Origin of the sequence: Porphyromonas pasteri (genome assembly GCF_014647755.1) — a bacterium.
GTDB lineage: Bacteria > Bacteroidota > Bacteroidia > Bacteroidales > Porphyromonadaceae > Porphyromonas > Porphyromonas pasteri.
The window spans coordinates 22150-42682 of the sequence record NZ_BMPU01000005.1 but is presented as its reverse complement, the minus strand read 5'-3'; the positions used below and the strand labels follow the sequence as shown (position 1 = coordinate 42682).

At 57.8% G+C, this 20533-nt stretch carries 13 protein-coding genes and 2 tRNA genes; 10 read left to right on the top strand and 5 right to left on the bottom strand.

Annotation, left to right across the window (positions count from 1 at the left end; all coding sequences use genetic code 11):
- Positions 1-33: 33 nt before the first annotated feature.
- The 5 genes from IEX77_RS07345 to ruvA all read right to left on the bottom strand — a co-directional run bounded on the left by IEX77_RS07345 (position 34) and on the right by ruvA (position 11612).
- Positions 34-1338 carry an NCS2 family permease gene (locus IEX77_RS07345; RefSeq protein WP_188808351.1) on the bottom strand — a complete coding sequence of 435 codons (1305 nt, stop codon included), beginning with the start codon at positions 1336-1338 and terminating at the stop codon, positions 34-36.
- Positions 1339-1354: 16 nt separating this feature from the next.
- A complete protein-coding gene (locus tag IEX77_RS07340) occupies positions 1355-2062 on the bottom strand; it encodes a nucleoside-specific channel-forming Tsx family protein (RefSeq protein ID WP_188808350.1) in 708 nt (235 codons plus the stop codon).
- A 24-nt stretch (positions 2063-2086) separates the two neighbouring features.
- Positions 2087-3310 (bottom strand): uracil-xanthine permease family protein, encoded by a 1224-nt coding sequence (locus IEX77_RS07335; protein WP_188808458.1) that lies wholly within the window; start codon positions 3308-3310, stop codon positions 2087-2089.
- A gap of 554 nt (positions 3311-3864) precedes the next feature.
- A complete protein-coding gene (sov, locus tag IEX77_RS07330) occupies positions 3865-10986 on the bottom strand; it encodes a T9SS outer membrane translocon Sov/SprA (RefSeq protein WP_188808349.1) in 7122 nt (2373 codons plus the stop codon).
- Between the two features lie 5 nt (positions 10987-10991).
- Entirely contained in the window at positions 10992-11612 is a 621-nt protein-coding gene (gene ruvA / locus IEX77_RS07325) for a Holliday junction branch migration protein RuvA (protein WP_188808348.1), read from the bottom strand.
- 539 nt (positions 11613-12151) lie between these two features.
- Here ruvA and IEX77_RS07320 point away from each other — a divergent pair.
- The 10 genes from IEX77_RS07320 to rpoB all read left to right on the top strand — a co-directional run bounded on the left by IEX77_RS07320 (position 12152) and on the right by rpoB (position 20512).
- Positions 12152-12223: transfer RNA gene (locus IEX77_RS07320), tRNA-Thr, on the top strand.
- A 73-nt stretch (positions 12224-12296) separates the two neighbouring features.
- Entirely contained in the window at positions 12297-13484 is a 1188-nt protein-coding gene (gene tuf, locus IEX77_RS07315) for an elongation factor Tu (RefSeq protein ID WP_044115653.1), read from the top strand.
- 63 nt (positions 13485-13547) lie between these two features.
- A tRNA-Trp gene (locus IEX77_RS07310) sits at positions 13548-13620 on the top strand.
- Positions 13621-13637: 17 nt separating this feature from the next.
- The gene (gene secE / locus IEX77_RS07305; protein WP_082713131.1) at positions 13638-13844 is read left to right on the top strand and encodes a preprotein translocase subunit SecE; all 207 of its coding nucleotides are present in this window, start codon (positions 13638-13640) and stop codon (positions 13842-13844) included.
- A 24-nt stretch (positions 13845-13868) separates the two neighbouring features.
- Complete coding sequence (nusG, locus tag IEX77_RS07300) at positions 13869-14420, top strand: transcription termination/antitermination protein NusG (RefSeq protein WP_044115652.1); 552 nt, start codon at positions 13869-13871, stop codon at positions 14418-14420.
- A 59-nt stretch (positions 14421-14479) separates the two neighbouring features.
- Complete coding sequence (gene rplK, locus IEX77_RS07295; RefSeq protein ID WP_188808347.1) at positions 14480-14920, top strand: 50S ribosomal protein L11; 441 nt, start codon at positions 14480-14482, stop codon at positions 14918-14920.
- Positions 14921-14931: 11 nt separating this feature from the next.
- Positions 14932-15627: a 50S ribosomal protein L1 gene (rplA, locus tag IEX77_RS07290; protein WP_009432822.1), complete on the top strand. Its 696-nt coding sequence runs from the start codon at positions 14932-14934 to the stop codon at positions 15625-15627.
- A 17-nt stretch (positions 15628-15644) separates the two neighbouring features.
- Positions 15645-16157, top strand: coding sequence for a 50S ribosomal protein L10 (rplJ, locus tag IEX77_RS07285; RefSeq protein WP_009432754.1), 513 nt, complete (start codon positions 15645-15647; stop codon positions 16155-16157).
- A 56-nt stretch (positions 16158-16213) separates the two neighbouring features.
- Positions 16214-16582, top strand: coding sequence for a 50S ribosomal protein L7/L12 (gene rplL, locus IEX77_RS07280; protein WP_009432679.1), 369 nt, complete (start codon positions 16214-16216; stop codon positions 16580-16582).
- A gap of 117 nt (positions 16583-16699) precedes the next feature.
- On the top strand, positions 16700-20512 hold the full coding sequence (rpoB, locus tag IEX77_RS07275) for a DNA-directed RNA polymerase subunit beta (RefSeq protein WP_188808346.1): 3813 nt from the start codon (positions 16700-16702) through the stop codon (positions 20510-20512).
- The last annotated feature ends 21 nt before the right edge of the window (positions 20513-20533 follow it).

The following is a 20533-nucleotide window of genomic DNA, read 5'->3' as shown; positions in this document are numbered from 1 at the left end:
CTTCGTTGTGGGCACTCGGAGTGCGCTCTACTATTATATAGCGAGGATGTAGCGCAGGATAAGGAGTGCTGAGACGATGTAGAGGGTGATGGAGACCTGGCGCCACTGGCCGCTGAGGAGCTTGACCAGCGTGTAGGAGATGAGCCCGAGGGCCATCCCTTCGGCGATATTGTAGGTCAGCACCATCGTCAGTACGGTGATGAAGCTGGGCAGTGCCTCGGAGATATCCATAAGGTCGATATCCTGGATAGAGCTCAGCATCAGTACACCTACGAGCACAAGAGCACCCGTCGTCGCTGCGGAGGGGATGAGCAGGAAGAGCGGCGAGAGGAAGAGTGCGAGGATGAAGAGCACAGCCGTAGATAGTGCAGTCATACCCGTGCGGCCGCCCTCGGCGATACCTGCACCGCTCTCTACGAAGGTCGTCACGGTCGACGTACCGCAGACGGCACCGAAGGAGGTGGCCAGAGCGTCAGCCATCATCGCTTGCTTGATATTCTTCACGTTGCCTTCACTGTCCATCATCTCAGTCTTAGCGGCAGCACCGATGAGCGTACCCACGGTGTTGAAGATATCCATAAAGACCAGAGCGAAGATCGTGAGCGCCATATCCATGTTGAGCAGTGCCTTGAAGTCGAACTGCAGGAACGTAGGAGCCAGCGAGCGGGGTAGGGAGACGGGGATGAAGCTATCGGGGATCTGTGTCACGCCAAGGGGGATACCGATGATCGTGCAGAGGACGATGCTGTAGAAAAGCGCACCACGCACACGGAGTGTCATCAGGACACCGCTGAGGATGATACCGATGACGGCGAGGATAGCCGTAGGGGTGAAGGGGCCGAGGCCTACGAAGGTCGCTTCGTTGGCCACGATGACCCCAGCGTTCTTTAGCCCAATGAAGGCGATGAAGAAGCCAATGCCTGCCGAGATAGCGAAGCGGAGGTTCTTCGGGATACAGCGTACGATCTGCTCGCGGATGTTGAAGGCGGTGAGCAGGATGAAGATGATCCCTTCGACGAAGACGGCTGCCAGACCTGCCTGCCAGCTGTAGCCCATGCCCATAACGAGGGTGAAGGCGAAGAAGGCATTGATACCCATGCTGGGAGCCTGGGCGAAGGGCAGCTTAGCTAAGAAGGCGATGAGGAGCGTACCGATGGCCGATGCTAGGGCGGTAGCGGTGAAGACGGCGCCCTTGTCCATACCTGCAGTGCTGAGGATGTCGGGGTTGACCGCGAGGATATAGCTCATCGTGAGGAAGGTCGTCAGGCCTGCCAGAAGCTCTGTGCGGAGCTTGTACTTCGTGGGGTCAAAGCCCACAAGACGATAGAGTGCTTGCATTAGAGTGTGCGGGGGCTTAGAAGGTCCACTTGATGGCCAGCGTGGGGTTCACGACGGTCTTGTCCAGTACAGCGAAGTTGCTGCTGATCTCCCATTCGGTACCGATGCTGAGGTTGAACTTGGGGTTGATACCCTCGAACTTATTCAGGTTCACCCAAAGCTGCGGCTCGGTGATGAAGATGATATTGTTCTTGCCCGTGACGAGATGACGGTCGCCCCAGAGATCAGCGAAGCCCAGGAAGGAGAGCTTACCACCTGCCATGTGCAGGTACCATGTGCCCGTCAGCTGGAAGGAGTGGGGTCTATCCTGACGTGCCAGATACTTATACATCGGCGTGAAGGTGAAGCCTGCCTGATAGTCCGCTTGGTTCCACGCGTAGGTCAGACCTGCGAGGTAGGCATTCTTGTAGGAGAACTGATTGCTCAGCCCGCCGTCGTACTCGATATGCAGGGCCAGAGGGAGCTTGCCGAGGCTGAACTCACGAGAGATCTCCCAGTAGGCCGAGGTGATGCCCTCGCGCTGATAGTTCATATCGACGAAGAAGAAGGTATTCCCCCAGCTATCGGGGCGGAAGAGCTCCACGGTCGTGGTGAGCTTGGGACGATCGGGCTGGTCCTTGCTGTAGAGCTGGCGCCCGAAGTCGTAGTGGAGCTGAATGTTTTGTGCTTGCGCTCCGAGGGTAGTCAGGAGGAGTACAAGCGCGATACGATAAAGCTGTCGCATAGATGGATTATTGTGAGAGTTAAGTTAGTGCTTCGTAGTAGGCTCCTCGCGATCCTCCTTGCGCTCGGGGAGGAGTAGGTTCAGTACTACGGCGATGACAGCCGAGAGCCCGATACCCGAGAGGGAGAAGTTGCCGAAGGAGAGTGCGGCACCCCCGATACCCGTAGTGAGGGTGACGGAGATGATGACCACGTTGCGCGACGAGGCGAGGTTCACACGGCTATGCAGGAGGCTTGAGATCCCTGCGCCAGCGATCGTGCCGAAGAGCAGGAGCATGATCCCACCGAGGATAGCCTGGTCGATGCTGCGCAGGAGGGCGCTGACCTTCCCGATGAGGGAGAAGAGCACACCCGTGACGGCTGCGATACGGAAGACCAGCGGGTCGGTGACCTTCGTCAGTGACATAGCGCCCGTGACCTCAGAGTAGGTCGTCACAGGAGGCCCCCCGACGAGTGAGGCGAAGAGGCAGGCAATACCATCACCGAGCATCGTGCGGTGCAGGCCGGGGTCCTTGACGAAGTTCTTCCCCGCGACATTATTCACCACATACACGTCACCGATATGCTCGATGACGGGAGCGATGGCCACGGGGATCATAAAGAGGATGGGGGCAAAGGAGAAGTTCTCGGGGAGCGTGATCTTGGGTAGGCTGAGCCAAGAGGCCTCGGCGATGGGTCTTAGATCGACCTCGAAGAAGATGAGGTCAGCGATATAGCCCACGACGATACCGAGGAAGATGGGGATGAGCTTCGTGATCCCTCGACCGTAGAGCGTGACGATAATCGCCGTAGCGAGCGAGATGACCGCCAGAGGCCAGTTCGTCGCCGCCATCTTCACGGCGGAGTCCGAGAGGGAGAGCCCGATGAGCATGATGATAGGGCCGATGACGACCGGAGGGAAGAGGCGGGAGATGAAGCGCAGGCCGAAGAGACGGATCAGGAGCGACATCACGAAGTACACGGCACTCACCCCGATACAGCCGAAGAGTGCGCCGCTGAGTCCGTAGAGCTCTGTGGCTTTGATGATCGGTGCGATGAAGGCGAAGCTACTGCCGAGGAAGATGGGTACCTTGCCCTTGGTCACGAGGTGGAAGAGGAGGGTGCCGATACCAGCTGAGAAGAGGGCGGTCGACGGGTCGAGCCCGACGAGGATAGGTACGAGGACCGTGGCTCCGAAGGCAACGAATAGGTACTGGGCGCCAGCGATCCCCTTACGCAGGGGGCTGAGCGGAGTTGTGTCAGAGATCATGATTTTCTCAAGGAGGCGTGTGATTACGCTCACAAAAGTAGCTAATCTCTCCGCTATATAGAGTGCCCCAATCATTGATTGCGCAAACTCTCTCCATAGTAGAGTGCTAAGGTATCGCCTGCCCAGCTCCACGATATACCTCTCCGAAGAGATACACAAGCCCTTCGCCTTATCGCGAGTATTCCTCTTATTCAGCGGAAGGAAAAGTATCCTTCTCGTGAAGAAAAAAGCGCCTTCACGTAGTGGTTTTCCCCTATCTATGTACGTAGTCTTAAAGACCAGGCACGTAAATCCAAATATCCACGTACGTAGATATTAGATCCACGTACGTAGCCCAAACTTATCTGCCACTCATCCACAACTTTTATCCCTACGCGGGGCAACAACCTAATATTGGTTGACTCGTCGACCTATATAGGTTGCAATCCCTCCCCCGTAGAGGTACGTGTAGCCTTGTCTGGAGTAGGGGGCTCCGTCGATACGAAAAGCCCGCACGAAGATGCCGAGGAGCATGCTTCGTGCGGGCTTGGTATGTCGAGCCGTGAGGGGGGCGGTTAGTTGTCGAGCGTGATACGCAGTGAGAGGCCGTAGCTGCTGGTGGAGATGGGGAAGGAGTAGGCGCTGACGAGTGGTACATTGCGGCTGTACTCGTAGTAGGCCTCGAGACCGAGCTGTCGGCTCAGCTCATATTCGGCACTGAGGCGTAGGCGTTGGTCGATGATCCCTGCGGTAGCTTGGGTGTAGCCCTCTTCGAGACGACGCAGGAGGGTGAGCGTGCGGCGGTGTGCATATTCGCCTCGGAGGGTAAGCCCGTGGGCAGAGGTCGTCGCAGGCTCCTTGCTCGCACGGCGCTTCTTGCGGCGCGCGGTGGTGGGGCTGATGAGGCTCGTGAGGTTGTCGATCTTGTAGGTGAGGCCAAGGCTTAGCTCACGTGAGAGGGCTTCGATGAGGCTACGTGCTCCGAGGTGCAGGACGGCACCACGGCTTTGGCGCCACTGCGCACTCGTCCCGAGACCATTGAGCCACGTCAGGTCAAGCCCGATGAGGGGGAAGAAGTTCTCCTGCAGTGCTACCGACGGGATGTCATAGGCGTAGCTAAGGCGTGCGCTGCTCATCGCTCCTCCTCCGACCGCTGTCGTCTCGCTTAGGAGGCCGATGGCGTCGGGATCGCTTCCCTGCCAGCCCGCCAGTGACGAGAAGCCCCCGACGGTGTAGGTGGCGCGGTAGGTGTGGCGTAGGGTCACGCTACGGAAGTGGCGCTTGAGGAAGGGTAGCTCGGAGAGCCCTGTGTAGCTTACCGACCAGTTCGGGAGCATACCGAGGAGGTCGGGCAGGGCACTCAGCCCCTTGCGCCCCTTTCCCGAGCCGTGCATATAGGCTGCACGGAAGGCGGGGATAAGGACGGCAGAAGCATTGCGGTCGATGGTGAGCCCTGTGGCGAGGCTACCTGCCTCCTCCTGTCTGCGAGCGATGGGCTCTCTTAGGCGGAGCATCTCGGCGAAGGTCTCGGAGAGGTAACCCTCCTCGGAGCGGAGGGGTGCGAAGAAGCCCTTGAGGCCGATGGTCGTCATCGTGAAGTCCCCGCCGTAGAGTCGGGGGCTACCGGCATACATATATTGTACCTCGGTGCGGTCGGTGCGGGTGTGATTGCCTGAGAGCGTGATGGTGAGGTGGCGTAGGGGCTGGAGCGTAGCACGCAGGTCCACCGTGCGGGTGTGGGTGAAGACCCCTGGGGTGAGGTGCTCCGTAGAGATGAGGAGGTCGCCCCGCTCGGCAAGGCGATCGATGAAGTCCACATCACTAAGCCCGAAGGCAAAGCCCACACCAGGGGAGAGCGCACCGCCCGAAGAGCCTTGTCCCCCGATAGCCTGGATGATGGGGAGGAAGCCAGGGAGGAGCGTACTGCGTGTAGAGCGGTAGGTCAGCGATACGTCCTTCACCATGAGGAGGGCGTAGAGGAGGCGGTCAATGAGCTCGTTCCCGTCGCTCACGCCCTTGCCCTTCTTCCCGCGTCCTTCGCTGGTGGTCATACCAGCCGTGCCGAAGCGGCGCTCCAGCCGAGCGAGTGCGGGGATATGCTGATAGAGCTGGCGGAGCTGGAGCTGCGTAGTGGACTCGAGTGCGCCCTGCACCGTGAGGGTATGCGCCAGGCGGATGGTCGGGTCGGGGAGTACCGCCCCACGGTCCCACGAATAGGCGCTACTATAAGAGAGCTGTGAGCGGATGAAGGAGAGGGGCGCGATGTCGGCAGTGGGGAGCTGGTAGCTGAGACTTGCCTGCTGAGCGTAGTGGACGGGTGTGCCCCCCTCACGGATACTCTGCCCGACGGAGTCACGCCACGCGCGCCACGCATCGGGCTGGAGCTGGCGATTGACCTGCACGTGGGGCTCTTCGATGCGTGCGTCGGTGCCGGAGTTGAAGGCCAGCTGGAGCGAGCGGATGGGATTCCAGTTGAGCTGCAGACGGCGATTCCAGATGAACTGCTGGGCGAAGGTCGCGGGGAGACGCGTGCCGCTCAGCTCATCGCCGAGGCTACGGAGCTGCTCTTCATCGTAGCGTCGCACCATCGAGGTCTCGAGGACGAGACGGCTGGGCCACGGAGTGAAGGTGTACTGACGGAGGAAGTTCGCCCATGGGCTGGAGCCCGAAGCCTTCGCAAAGGGCCTTAGTGGGCGGAAGGTAGGTGTATAGTCATAGCGCAGGGCGGCGTGCCAGTCAAGGTGACGGCTATACTCGATGTCGGGGGTCTCCTCGGAGGTGGTGTTGTGCCCGTAGCTGAAGGAGAAGTTCGCAGGGTCGTAGGGCATAGGCTCCTCGGAGCGGATGCCGACGGCGACCTTCGAGAGGGCAAGGCCTTGGCTGCGGCGGTGCGTGAGGCTGCGAGCACGTAGCTCCTTGCGCTCGCGCTCCGTGGTGAGGTCGCTGAGGGCGTCGGTGAGCTTCACGTCTTCATCAAGCGGATTGTACTGCGGGGTCAGCACTTCGTCGCTCACCGTGTAGTAGATGGGGAGGGTCACCTTCGCCTCGGGAGGGAGGAGCTGGCCGAGCTCAAGCGTGGAGGCGAACTGGATAGCACGACGGCTCTCAAGCGTGCGGCTCATCAGCGGGGCGTCGATAGCGCCGAAGCCTGCCGAGACGTATTGGGCTCTCAGGCTGGCTTCGCCCAGCTCTGCCAGCTGGAGCGTGCTGTGTAGCTGTCCTGCCCAGCCTGCTTCCTCGTGGTAGTCGCTGGCACGAAGCTCATTGACCCAGACCTCGACACTGCGCGTGAGGCCCGCGCTATTGCGCACGCCGATGACCAGCGCCTGCACGCTGGAGAGGGAGGGATTGCCGAGGACGGTGAGCGTATGGGTGGGGTGCTTGGCGTCGGGGCGTGAGAAGGGGCGGTAGAGTGAGGCGCCACCGAGCCCTGCGGAGAGCGAAGCATTACGGCTCCGCTTGAGGGCGACGAGGTCTTCTAAGCTGAGGTCGATGCTATTCTCCTCAGGCCATACACGACGGCGGTTACTGGGGCTGAGGCTGCTGTAGCGTCCTGCGGGAGTGAGCGTGAGCGGTAGGCTGTACTCGTAGTAGTGCTGAGTGTAGTCCGAGCCGAGGCGCACGAAGAGCGTCATATCCCCATCTTCCAGCCCCGTGAGGTCACCGAGGAGCGCCTCGGCATGGGCGAAGAGCTGCAGACGGCGATAGCGACGCAGGTCGTACTGCACACGGCGGTAGACGCCACGGCTCTCGCCTGCGGGGAGATCCTCGAGGCGCAGGGAGAGGGCTTGCTCATTCTGCTGGAGGCTCTGCCCACGCTGGGCATCGAGCGAGCGAGAGACGCCTGGGGGGAGTGTATAGCTGACGGGGGTGCGGTCGGAGTGCTCCTCGATGTTGACCGACGTGACGGAGAAGCGAGTGGAGGCACTGGGTGCGGGCTGTCCCTCATCAAGGCTCCCCTCATAGGTGCGCCAGTCACCTCGCACCAAGCGTAGCGAGGCAAAGCGTAGCTGGGTCTCGTGGTCGAAGCCCGTGAGGTAGAGTCGCATGAAGCGCACACTCCTCAGATCGCTGATGCCACCGATACGGCTGGTGAAGGCAGAGAGGGGTACCTTGAATTGATACCACGTCACGGGAGAAGTCCTCCCATCACGGAGCTGGGCCTCGACCCTGCGGCTGCTGGTGATGAACCCACGGCCCGCGACGAGATCCTCGGGGCGCAGTGAGATCTTCCACTCATAGTAGCGGTCGAGCTCATTCATGCTGTAGTCGCCGTTGACATCCTCGGTGTCGGGGCTCACGGTAGCGGCGGTGCTGTAGCCATCACCCCCAAGACGCTCCGACGAATTGCCCTCCGTGCCGTTGAAGTACTTATAGCGCTCGAGGATCGGCAGGCGCTCGGAGTCGTAGTCTGCCCCGCGGTAGTGGTGGAAGTCATCGCCTGCAGGGTCGTGAAGCGGGCTCTGTGGGTCGTCTTGCCAGCGCTGGAGGGTCGTGCTGGAGAGGCGGGAGCGTAGGGCGCTGAGGAAGGAGGCATAGCTCGGATGCTGGCGCTCTTCGGCGGACGACAGGCCATTCAGCCCGACATCCTGCTTCTCGCGTGCCCCCGCCGCATTGTCGAAGGCATAGCCTGCACTCGGACGTGTCGGCACGATCCCCCAAGGTGTGGAGACCGTAGCCCCTGGCTGAGGAGTGAGCGGCAGGCCGCTCTCATAGAAGCGGCGCTCGTCATGCAGGATGTCCTCCGAGATATCTCCGAGGTTGATGTACAGGTCGCCACCGCTCCCAGCAGGAGGTGTACCCTCGTCGGCATAAGGATCCATGAGCCAGAACTCCACGTACTCGACGTTCGCCGCCTCGAAGTCCGTCTGGTCGATCTTGCGCATGATGCCCGCCCAGCTCCCACGGGCATCACTGATCTTCCCGTCGGCTGTGAGGCTTGCGGCATTGAGGTTGTACGGGCCGAGCTCTTCGGGGTAGAAGCTGAGTGAGAAGGTGGGGATGTAGCTTGGTAGGCTGGCATTCACCTCACGATTTGGGTAAAGCTCTGCCGTCGGGATATCGCGTACCAGATGTCGGCTCACGAGGCTGAGGTCGCTACGTATATAGGCGGGGGTGTAGGCACTGCGCTCACGGGTGAAGAGCGGGTCGATGGTGAACCACGCGAGTCGTGCTCTACGCTCTCCGTAGCGCAGGTAGTCACTCGCGCCTATTCCTGCAGGGACGAGCGTCGCAGGTGTGGAGGACAAGCGCCAGGCCTGTGGGCTCATCAGGTAGATGGCCGTATGTGCTGCGTCGAAGTCATCGAGGTAGCTGCTGCCGTCGCTGTACTTACTCTTGTAGTGCCCTGGGAGGAGCTGCGCCACCTCCGCCGAGAGGGAGAAGGAGGCGGGCTTTGTGAGGTCGACGAAGGGAAGGTGATTCAGTAGGCGTGTGAGCTGGGGTGACTTCGTCTGGTAGAAGAGGCTCGCGCCCCACATCGTATTGCGCATACTCTCTTGCCCGAGTGCTGCCTTCGCCGTCAGGGGCATCTCCGAGAGGTGCATCAGGGTGGCGCCGAGGCGGAGGTCCTTAGAGAAGCGGTAGTTGAGGTCGAGGCCGATGAGGGTCTTGCGCTGCTGGCTGAGGGCATCACCGCCTTGGAGACTCACTTCGATGGGCGTCTTGGCGTCGATGAGCTGGCGGTTGAGGATCTTCACGCGCCCTGCGGTGTAGTCGACGGTGTAGTCCGGACCCTCGGTGAGGAGCGCGCCAGCAGCTGTCACACGCACCGAGCCAGGGGCGACGTTCACCGTGCCGAGGGAGATCTCCCCCGCTGAGGTGGCACGGTATTCACCCCGCAGATAGTACTTGTTCTTCTCCGAGCGCTGGGCGGCCTCGACGGCGGTCATCGTGTAGAGCTCGGGGAAGGCATAGCGGTCACTCCAGCTCCCTGCGCCGAGAGCCGTCGTGAGTGTCGAGCCGAAGGGCTCTGTCGTGGGGAAGAAGACCAGCCCTTCGCTGGAGCGTATGGTATAGCCCTCCACGAAGTCGAAGTGCCCGTCACTGCGTGCCTCCTGCTGGGCGTCAAGGCGATCCAGTCCGAGGACGCTGAGGAGCTGCTTGCCCTTCAGCGGGCCATCAGGCAGGTAGGGCAGGGCGCGCCCTGTGGCATCATCGCGGTAGACGACGTCGAGCTGGAAGCCCGCACGCTGCAGAGCGGTGATACCTGCGCCAAGGCGGTAGGCATTGCGCATCATCAGCGGCCACGTCGGAGCCTTTGGCGAGAAGTCCGTGCCCTTGAGGAGCTTGACGAAGAGTAGGGAGGAGGTGCCTTCGGATTGGTCGGCTGCGAACTCCCCCACGCGGTAGACCTTCCCCTCGTAGGTGAACTCATAGGCTACGGCGAGCGCCTCATCGGCGGCAAGTGGCGTCGTGAGGCTGAGGTAGCCGAGGGTGTTGTGTAGGGTGTATTCGCTCGGGGCAAGGCGGCGTGCGCTCTCGATGCGCTCGTAGTCGAGGGCGGGGCGTAGGGCGGGTAGTCCCGAGCTGAGGGCGCTGAGCTGGCGAAGAGAGGGGGAAGCGGTAAGGGTGGAGTAGAGGCTATTCGCACCGTTGGTGGGGACGGGGCTTGAGGGGCTGGTGAGCTGGATGAAGCTGTTGTGCAGGCGTTGGGGCTCACCGAGGTCAGCGAAGCCTGCGACGTCACGGGCATCGTCGAAGCGCCCACGGCGGTTCGTCACCCATACCTCGATGCGGGTGATCTGTATCGAGGAGCGTACGTAGGGTAGGCTCTTGAGAGCGCCGTCGTACCGAGTGCGGAAGAAGTCCCCGAGGAAGAAGTGGCGCAGGGCGTCGTAGCTCGAGGCGGAGAGCTCGAAGCGCTCGGTCTGCTCGCCCCCACGGCTGGAGGCGCGACGGCTCTCGGTGCGCTGCTGGCTCAGGAGGAGGTCGGCCTCGAGACGTCCCATCTGGAGCTTGGTGTGCAGGCCGAAGAGGGCACCTCCGCCGCTGATGAGGCTATTGCGAGGGCTCATCGAGACGCTCCCCACCTCGATGAGCTTGATGATGTCATCCTCCTCACCCTCGAAGGCTAAGCGGAGCTTCTTCGTGTCGAAGTCAAAGGAGGAGGCGGTGTTGTAGTTCAGCCCCGTCTGGAACTTTGTCCCGAGCGAAGCCTGCACACCAGCCTGGATCTTCTCCTCGAAGTCGAAGTAGGTCTGCTTGCGCGCGCCCTGTGGTAGGGCGGGGTTGTCGGAGCGAACGGTCTTCCCCCCAGCCGAGAGGTCGGCGTGTCCCTGGAGCTTGAGACGCAGGCCGCCAGGGCCGAAGATGCGGTCGATGACCCCACGGCGTACGGGCTTGCTCATTCGCTGGGTGCTACTGCGCGTCGGAGCGTTGAGGCTGTCCCAGTGGAGCCCTTGACTACGGAGGCTCTGGTAGCGGAGGTATTCGGCGAAGGTATAGGGGAGGGGAGTGCCGAAGGGCTTGCCGTCGAGGAAGGTCGTCAGCAGGTAGCGCTCACTCTTCGGCTCATAGACGAAGCGCGTCTCGAGAAGGGGTGCAGCGAGGGCAGACATCGCCCCTCTCGGGGAGATGCTGTCAGCTGTGGTGGGGAGTATGGGGAGTTGGGCGGCGAGGACAAGGGGGATGGCCGTGCCGAGAAGGAGGCTTCCCAGCAGGCGTCGGATGTGCCTTGTTACCCGCCACGTACACACGTGCCTTAGAGGAGCTTGAGGCTCTGCTTGATGAGCTCCTCGACGCTGATGGTCGGGTCAGAGGCGATGAGCTCGCGTACGACCTTCTGTGCGGAGGCTTCGGGATAGCCCAGCATCTTCAGGGCACTGACGGCTTCCTGCGGAGTGGTGGTGTCGAGTGGCTGTACCTTCTTGCCGCGGGAGGTCGTCGTGGGGATAGTCGTCGCGGGGCTGGCATCTCCCTCGAGAGCGGGGAGCTTGCCGCGCAGGTCAACGAGGATACGCTGTGCGGTCTTTAGGCCAATCCCCTTGATCGCCTTGAGAGGCTCGATCTGCCCGAGAGTGATGATGCTCGTCAGCTCGTGCGGGGGGTAAGAGCTGAGGATGATGCGGGCGGTATTCGGCCCGACACCCGAGACGGTCATCAGGTGGCGGAAGAGATCTTGCTCAGCCGCTGTGGCGAAGCCGTAGAGTAGGTGAGCATCCTCGCGGATGATCTCGGTGATGAGGATCTTGCCCTCCTTCTGTCCTGAGAGGGCGGTATAGGTGGTCAAGGAGATGGCCACGGAGTAGCCCACGCCTGCGCACTCGACGAGGACGGCGGTGGGGGTAAGCTCCGTGTAGGCTCCGCGAAGGTAAGCTATCATTGTATGCGGGATTTTTCTTTCTGTACTGTCGCTGGCAAAGTTAGGGAAAAGGCGCTATTTCCCCGCTAATAGCCAGTCGGCAGAGTGTCGTATGCTACGGGGAGAAGAGTGACTCTTGTGTGCGGGGTGATGCGACCAGTACTGGTCGCTGAGTTGACCAGTATAGGTTGCTCTATGTGACTAGTACTGGTTCGCTTTGTGAGTAGTACTGGTCCGATCGTTGACCAGTACTGGTTCGTTTTTCTGCCTGCCGATAGCCCTTCTCTATAGGTAGGTAGCGGATAGGGTTTTCTGCCTGCTGAGTCGTCTCTTCCTCCTTTTATACGCGCGCGTTCATTATATTATATAGAATATTATATAGAGGAGGGGGACTTGTGTAGGGTGGCTTGATGGGGTGCGAAAATCGATCACATCGCCGGGCGTGTTTTGGTATATTCAAGAAAGTGCGTATATTTGCAACCGAATTAGCGGGGATACTTATCTCATAAGCCCTGCTGAATGAGGAGAAGAGGCGTCTTCTTCGCACTCGTAGATAACAAGCCAATGTAGCTCAGCGGTAGAGCACTTCCTTGGTAAGGAAGAGGTCCCGGGTTCAAGTCCCGGCATCGGCTCTCGTTGGAGTCGACGTAGTGATACGCACTTAGAATACAACGAAGTATTTCTTAAGAATAGATAATTTTAGTTATGGCTAAAGAAACATTTAACAGATCGAAACCACACGTAAACATTGGTACGATCGGTCACGTCGACCACGGTAAGACGACCCTTACCGCAGCAATCACGACGGTGCTTGCTAAGAAGGGGCTCTCTGAACTCCGTTCTTTCGACTCCATCGACAATGCTCCTGAAGAAAAGGAACGTGGTATCACGATCAACACCTCACACGTTGAGTACGAGACGGCTAACCGTCACTACGCTCACGTTGACTGCCCAGGTCACGCTGACTATGTGAAGAACATGGTCACGGGTGCTGCTCAGATGGACGGTGCTATCATCGTAGTTGCTGCTACGGATGGTCCTATGCCCCAGACGCGTGAGCACGTACTTCTGGCTCGTCAGGTAAACGTTCCTCGTCTCGTCATCTTCATGAACAAGTGTGACATGGTTGACGACGAAGAAATGCTCGAACTCGTAGAAATGGACATGCGCGAGCTTCTCTCCAGCTACGAATTTGACGGCGACAACACGCCTGTTATCCGTGGTTCTGCCCTCGGTGGTCTCAATGGTGAGCCTGTTTGGGAAGACAAGATCATGGAACTCATGGACGCTGTCGACACCTGGATCCCCCTGCCTCCTCGTGACATCGATAAGCCCTTCCTTATGCCTGTCGAAGACGTATTCTCGATCACCGGTCGTGGTACGGTAGCTACGGGTCGTATCGAAACGGGTGTCATCCACACGGGTGATGAAGTTCAGATCATCGGTCTCGGTGCAGAAGGTCTCAAGTCCGTTGTTACGGGTGTTGAAATGTTCCGCAAGATCCTCGACGAAGGTCAGGCTGGTGACAATGTCGGTCTCCTCCTCCGTGGTATCGACAAGAACGAAATCAAGCGTGGTATGGTCATCGCTAAGCCTGGTCAGGTAAAGCCCCACTCTCGCTTCAAGGCTTCTGTCTACGTCCTGAAGAAGGAAGAAGGTGGTCGCCACACGCCATTCCACAACAAGTATCGTCCTCAGTTCTACATCCGTACGCTCGACGTAACTGGTGAGATCACTCTCCCCGAAGGTGTAGAAATGGTGATGCCTGGTGACAACGTTGAGATCAACGTCGAACTCATCTACCCAGTAGCTTGCAACGTAGGTCTTCGCTTCGCTATCCGTGAAGGTGGCCGTACGGTAGGTTCGGGTCAGATCACCGAAATCCTCGACTAATCATCAGATAGTCCTCAAAGTAAGGGACAGACGAGGCGCCTCGTCCCGTCTGTCCCTTCTTCTACGGGTTTAGCTCAGTTGGTAGAGCACTGGTCTCCAAAACCAGGTGTCGGGAGTTCGAGTCTCTCAACCCGTGCTAAATAGAAAACGATAATGAGTTTCATTAAGAAGATAGGGGGCGCGTTCAGCGCCTCGTATGTCGAGCTTACACAGAAGGTGTCCTGGCCGTCAAGTTCAGAGCTCACCAATAGTGCCGTGGTGGTGATGGTTGCTTCCCTCATCATCGCTCTGGTCGTTTTAGGGATGGACAAGACTTTCGAGACCATCCTTGGTTTTGTGTATAGCCGTATCGGAGCCTAAGCTTCGCTGAGACCCTTCCCCATCATGACTGAAGTAGCAGAAAAGAGATTCTATGTGCTCCGAGCCGTCAGCGGCAAGGAGGCCAAGGTGCGTGAGCAGCTGGAGGCTGAGATGAAGAATACTAATCTTGGTCAGTATGTCTCCCAGGTGGTCATCCCCACAGAGAAGATCGTGACCCAGCGTGCTGGTAAGAAGGTCATCAAGGAGCGTCCTTACCTCCCAGGCTATGTGCTCGTGGAGGCCGCATTGCTCGGCGATGTAGCCCACACCCTGCGCAATATGCCTAACGTCATCGGCTTCCTCGGAGCGAATAAGGGTGGAGAACCAGAGCCGCTCAAGAGAAGCGAAGTGGAGCGCATCCTCGGTCGTGCAGACCAGATGGCTGACTCCGAAGGGGTGTACGACCTCGAGCTCTACGTGGGCGACGTGGTACGTATCATCGATGGTGCTTTCGCTAACTACGAGGCTACCGTCGAAGAGGTAACCCCCGAGAAGCAGAAGCTTCGCGTGATGGTGAAGATGTTTGGACGTAAGACTCCGCTGGAGCTCAATTATTCGCAAGTGGTCAAGGAGTAAGCTGGTTACGCAGGTGCTCCTTCTCACGTTCTAGTGTGTAACACTTAAGATTCAAGACAATGGCTAAGGAAGTTGCTGGACAACTAAAATTGCAAATTAAAGGTGGGGCTGCAAACCCCTCACCTCCCGTGGGACCTGCTCTTGGTGCCAAGGGGATCAATATAATGGAGTTTTGCAAGCAATTCAATGCCAGAACTCAAGACCAGGCTGGTAAGATCCTCCCCGTAGTGATCACTTACTATGCTGACAAGTCTTTTGATTTCATCGTCAAGACCCCTCCCGTCGCTGTACAGCTCAAGGAAGTAGCAAAGCTCAAGAGTGGCTCTGCACAGCCTAACCGTAATAAGGTAGCTGAACTGACGTGGGAACAGGTCCGCGCGATTGCACAGGATAAGATTGTCGACCTGAACTGCTTCACCGTCGAAGCTGCGATGAAGATCGTCGCTGGTACGGCCCGCAGTATGGGTATCACTGTAAAGGGCGAATTTCCCGGTAACTAATCAATAGAAAGATGAGTAAACTTACGAAAAAGCAAAAGATCGCTTTTAGCAAGATCGAGCCCGGGAAGATCTATTCACTCCGCGAAGCTTCTGCGCTGGTAAAGGAAATCACCGATACCAAGTTCGATGCTTCTGTTGATGTGGATGTCCGCCTCGGCGTCGATCCTCGCAAGGCAAATCAGATGGTTCGTGGCGTCGTCACGCTCCCCCACGGTACGGGGAAGCAGGTACGTGTGCTTGCGCTCTGTACTCCTGATAAGGAAGCTGAAGCCCAGGCTGCTGGTGCTGACTATGTCGGCCTCGATGAGTACATCGAGAAGATCCGCGGTGGCTGGACTGATATCGACGTCATCATCACCATGCCTGCTATCATGGGTAAGATCGGGGCTCTGGGTCGTGTACTCGGTCCTCGTGGACTCATGCCAAACCCTAAGAGCGGTACGGTAACCAACGATATCGCTGCTGCTGTCAAGGAAGTGAAGTCTGGTAAGATTGACTTCAAGGTCGACAAGACGGGGATCGTCCATACCTCTATCGGTAAGGTCTCCTTCTCGGCTGATCAGATCTACGACAACGCTAACGAGATCATCACGACGCTCCTCCGCCTCAAGCCATCTGCTGCTAAGGGTACGTATGTCAAGAGCATCTACCTCTCCAGCACGATGAGCCCAAGTATCAAGATCGATCCTAAGTCAGTAGAAGAATAATAACAGAGGAAGAAATCATGAGAAAGGAAAATAAAGGCACCGTCGTAGAGCAGCTCAAGGGCTACCTCAACGAGTACCCACACTTCTACCTGACCAACATCGAAGGCCTGGACGCCGCTAAGACCGCCCAGCTCCGTCGTGCTTGTAACAAGGGGGGTATCCGTCTCGTAGTCGCTAAGAACACCCTGCTTCGTCGCGCTCTCTCCGAGTCCGAAACAGACTTCGCTGCAATCTACTCAGCCCTCAAGGGGAACACCGCTATCATGTTCACCACGGTAGCTAACGCCCCCGCTAAGATCATCAAGGACTTCGCTAAGGACAAGAAGGAAGAGTCCAAGCTCCGCCTCAAGGCTGCTTATGCTGAGACGGGCTTCTACGGCGCTGACCAGCTCGCTGAACTTGTCGCTATCAAGAGCAAGGAAGAGCTTATCGCAGACGTCGTCGCTCTCCTCCAGTCTCCCATTCGCAACGTCATCTCTGCTCTTGAAAACAAGGGCGAAGGTGAAGCTACCGAAGCTGCTGCTGAATAAGAGGAGTCCTAACTATCCCACAAACAAAAACAACAACAACGAAATAACTAATCGACATGGCAGATATCAAAGCAATTGCCGAACAGCTTGTAAACCTGACGGTAAAGGAAGTAAGCGAACTCGCAGCTATCCTTAAGGACGAGTACGGAATCGAACCAGCAGCTGCAGCTGTTGTCGTAGCTGGCCCCGCTGAAGGCGCTCAGGAAGAAGAAAAGAGCTCCTTCGACGTTATCCTCAAGAGCGCTGGCGCTGCTAAGCTCCAGGTAGTAAAGGCTGTCAAGGAACACTGCGGCCTCGGGCTCAAGGAAGCTAAGGACATCGTAGACGCTGCTCCCGCTCCTGTTAAGGAAGGCGTAGACAAGGCTACTGCAGAAGCTCTCAAGAAGGCTCTTGAAGAAGCTGGTGCTGAAGTAGAACTTAAGTAAGCCCACCTATAGCACCTCTAATCAGGTGATTATGGTTAAGATCCCCCGACGAGGGGGGTCTTAACCATTTCGTGTCTAAACATTCCCGAACCCCCTTTTCACTCAAAGAATCAATAGATGGCTTCCAATCCAAAATCAGGGAGAATCAACTTTGCTTCGATAAAGAACCCTCTCGTCTTCCCAGACTTTTTAGAGGTGCAGCTGAAGTCCTTCCGCGACTTCTTCCAGCTCGATACCGCTACGGAGAGCCGTAAGTCTGAGGGCCTATATCGAGTCTTCAATGAGAACTTCCCTATCGCTGATACGCGTAATAACTTTGTTCTCGAATTTCTCGATTACTATGTCGATCCTCCTAAGTACACTATCGAGGAATGCCTGAGCCGAGGTCTGACCTATAGCGTCCCCCTCAAGGCGAAGCTGAAGCTGTCTTGTACCGACCCCGACCACGAGGACTTCAGCACTGTAGTGCAGGATGTCTTCTTGGGCTACATCCCTTACATGACGGAGTCGGGTACGTTTGTCATCAATGGAGCTGAGCGCGTCGTCGTCTCGCAGCTCCACCGTTCTCCCGGGGTGTTCTTTGGCACGAGCACGCACACCAACGGCTCGCAGCTCTACTCGGCACGTATCATTCCTTTCAAGGGCTCTTGGATCGAGTTCGCTACGGACATCAACAATGTCATGTATGCCTACATCGACCGTAAGAAGAAGCTCCCTGTGACGACCCTGTTGCGTGCCATTGGCTTTGAGTCAGATAAGCAGATCCTCGATCTCTTCGATCTCTCCGAAGAGGTGAAGGTCACGCGCGCTAACCTTGAGAAGCACATCGGTCGCCGCCTTGCTGGTCGCGTCACCAAGACTTATATCGATGACCTCAGCGATGAGGATACGGGTGAAGTCGTCTCCATGGAGCGTATCACCGTCCTCGTAGAGCGTGAGGCAGAGATCACTGAAGACAACATCGACCTGATCCTCGAGTCGAGCAATAAGACGATCCTCCTCCACAAGGAGAAGACCGAGGATTCTCTTGACTTCACGCTGATCTTCAACACCCTGCAGAAGGACCCCTGTAACTCCGAGCACGATGCCCTCTACTATATCTATCGTCAGCTGCGTAATGCAGACCCTGCCGATGAGGCCAACGCTCGTGAAGTCCTCTCTAACCTCTTCTTCTCCGACAAGCGCTATGACCTCGGTGAAGTAGGGCGCTATCGTATCAATAAGAAGCTCGGTCTCGACATCGATCCCGAGGTACGCGTACTGACCAACGAGGATATCGTGGCCATCATCAAGTACCTCATCGGGCTTGTCAACTCTAAGGAGGTCGTCGACGATATCGACCACCTCTCGAATCGTCGTGTACGTACCGTCGGTGAGCAGCTCTACAATCAGTTCGGTGTCGGTCTGGCTCGTATGGCCCGTACCGTCCGTGAGCGTATGAACGTCCGTGACAACGAAGTCTTCGTGCCCACGGATCTGATCAACGCTAAGGCGCTCTCCTCGGTCGTCAACTCATTCTTCGGTACGAACGCGCTGTCGCAGTTTATGGACCAGACGAACCCTCTGGCCGAAATCACGCACAAGCGCCGTCTCTCGGCTCTCGGTCCTGGCGGTCTCTCTCGTGAGCGTGCCGGCTTCGAAGTCCGTGACGTACACTATACCCACTACGGCCGTCTCTGTCCTATTGAGACGCCTGAAGGGCCAAACATCGGTCTGATCTCTTCGCTTTGTGTCTATGCGAAGATCAATGACCTCGGCTTCATCACGACGCCTTACCGTAGCGTCGAGAACGGGAAGGTTGACTTCTCTGATGAAGCTCTGAAGTACTATACCGCTGAGGAAGAAGAAGACCTCATCGTAGCTCAGGGGAATGCTCCTCTGGATGATGAAGGTAACTTCCTCCGCGACGCTATTAAGGCACGTAAGGAGGCTGACTTCCCTGTCGTGACGCCCGCTGAAGTTCAGCTGATGGACGTTGCGCCTACGCAGATCGCCTCTATCGCTGCTTCGCTCATCCCCTTCCTGGAGCACGACGATGCTAACCGTGCGCTCATGGGATCGAACATGATGCGTCAGGCTGTACCTCTCCTCCGTCCCGAAGCTCCTATCGTCGGTACGGGCATCGAGGCTCAGCTGGTACGTGACTCTCGTACGCAGATCGTAGCAGAGCGCGCTGGTGAAGTAGTCTTCGTCGACGCTACCTCTATCAAGATCCGCTACGACCGTACGGATGACGAGCTCTTCGTAAGCTTCGAAGATCCTATCACGACCTACAGCCTGCCTAAGTTCCGCAAGACGAACCAGAGCACCACGATTGACCTTCGTCCTATCTGCTTCAAGGGGCAGCGTGTCGAGGCTGGTGATGTCCTCACCGAAGGGTACTCTACCCAGGCCGGTGAACTCGCTCTCGGTCGTAACGTCCAGGTCGCTTACATGCCTTGGAAGGGTTACAACTATGAGGATGCTATCGTGCTGAACGAACGCCTTGTCCGCGAAGACTTCTTCACCTCTGTCCACGTCGACGAGTATACGCTCGAGGTACGTGAGACGAAGCGCGGTCTCGAAGAACTTACCAGCGATATCCCCAACGTCAGCGACGACGCTACGAAGAACCTCGATGAGAACGGTATCATCCGTGTCGGGGCTCGCGTCGAGCCAGGTGATATCCTGATCGGTAAGATCACGCCTAAGGGTGAGTCGGATCCCACGCCAGAAGAAAAGCTCCTCCGTGCTATCTTCGGCGATAAGGCTGGTGACGTGAAGGATGCTTCACTCAAGGCTACGCCCTCACTGCGTGGTGTCATCGTCGATACGAAGCTCTACTCTAAGGCTGCTAAGAAGAATCGCTCCGAGCTGAAGGATGCTGTCCTCGCCCTCGAAGAGAAGGCAGAGCGCAAGCAGGCTGAGCTCCGTGAGCTCTTCATCGACAAGCTCTTCAAGCTGACCTCAGGCAAGACCTGTAAGAACAGCGTGAAGGACTTCCTCGGTGTTGAGAAGATTCGCAAGGGTGCTAAGTTCACTCGCACTGAACTCGAGGCTCTGAACTACAACGAGATCATCTTCTCGGGGTGGACGGGCAACGAGCACACGGATAAGCTCATCACGGAGGTGATCTCCAACTATCTCAAGAAGTCTAAGGAATACGAGTCGGATCTCCGCCGTAAGAAGCTCGACGAGACTATGGGTGATGAACTGCCCTCCGGTATCATCCAGATGGCTAAGGTCTACATCGCTAAGAAGCGTAAGATCCAGGTCGGTGATAAGATGGCAGGTCGTCACGGTAACAAGGGTATCGTCTCTAAGGTCGTCCGCCAGGAGGATATGCCCTTCCTCGCAGATGGTACGCCTGTCGACCTCTGTCTGAACCCCCTCGGTGTGCCTTCGCGAATGAACCTTGGTCAGATCTTCGAGGCTGTCCTTGCTTGGGCTGGCCGTCGTCTTGACTGCAAGTTCGCTACGCCTATCTTCGACGGTGCTTCGCTTGATGATATGCACGCTTGGACGGATAAGGCTGGGCTTCCCCGCAATGGTAAGACCTACCTCTTCGACGGGGGCACGGGTGAGCAGTTCGACCAGCCCGCTACGGTCGGTGTGACCTACTTCCTCAAGCTCGGTCACATGGTCGATGACAAGATGCACGCTCGTTCCATCGGTCCTTACTCACTCATCACGCAGCAGCCACTCGGTGGTAAGGCTCAGCACGGTGGTCAGCGCTTCGGGGAGATGGAAGTCTGGGCTCTCGAAGCCTTCGGTGCTTCGCACATCCTCCAGGAGATCCTCACCATCAAGTCTGACGACGTCCACGGGCGCTCTAAGGCCTACGAAGCGATCGTCAAGGGTGATCCCATGCCTACGCCTGGTATCCCTGAGTCGCTCAACGTACTGCTCAACGAGCTTAAGGGCTTAGGTCTAAGCTTCTCCCTCGAATAAGATCCGCATTATTTCCCTTTC

Coding starts and splice junctions, on each gene's coding strand:
- IEX77_RS07345 (WP_188808351.1), bottom strand. CDS start 1,338: ATGCAAGCACTCTATCGTCTTGTGGGCTTTGACCCCACGAAGTACAAG.
- IEX77_RS07340 (WP_188808350.1), bottom strand. CDS start 2,062: ATGCGACAGCTTTATCGTATCGCGCTTGTACTCCTCCTGACTACCCTC.
- rplA (WP_009432822.1), top strand. CDS start 14,932: ATGAGTAAACTTACGAAAAAGCAAAAGATCGCTTTTAGCAAGATCGAG.
- secE (WP_082713131.1), top strand. CDS start 13,638: ATGAGTTTCATTAAGAAGATAGGGGGCGCGTTCAGCGCCTCGTATGTC.
- IEX77_RS07335 (WP_188808458.1), bottom strand. CDS start 3,310: ATGATCTCTGACACAACTCCGCTCAGCCCCCTGCGTAAGGGGATCGCT.
- tuf (WP_044115653.1), top strand. CDS start 12,297: ATGGCTAAAGAAACATTTAACAGATCGAAACCACACGTAAACATTGGT.
- ruvA (WP_188808348.1), bottom strand. CDS start 11,612: ATGATAGCTTACCTTCGCGGAGCCTACACGGAGCTTACCCCCACCGCC.
- rpoB (WP_188808346.1), top strand. CDS start 16,700: ATGGCTTCCAATCCAAAATCAGGGAGAATCAACTTTGCTTCGATAAAG.
- nusG (WP_044115652.1), top strand. CDS start 13,869: ATGACTGAAGTAGCAGAAAAGAGATTCTATGTGCTCCGAGCCGTCAGC.
- rplK (WP_188808347.1), top strand. CDS start 14,480: ATGGCTAAGGAAGTTGCTGGACAACTAAAATTGCAAATTAAAGGTGGG.
- rplL (WP_009432679.1), top strand. CDS start 16,214: ATGGCAGATATCAAAGCAATTGCCGAACAGCTTGTAAACCTGACGGTA.
- rplJ (WP_009432754.1), top strand. CDS start 15,645: ATGAGAAAGGAAAATAAAGGCACCGTCGTAGAGCAGCTCAAGGGCTAC.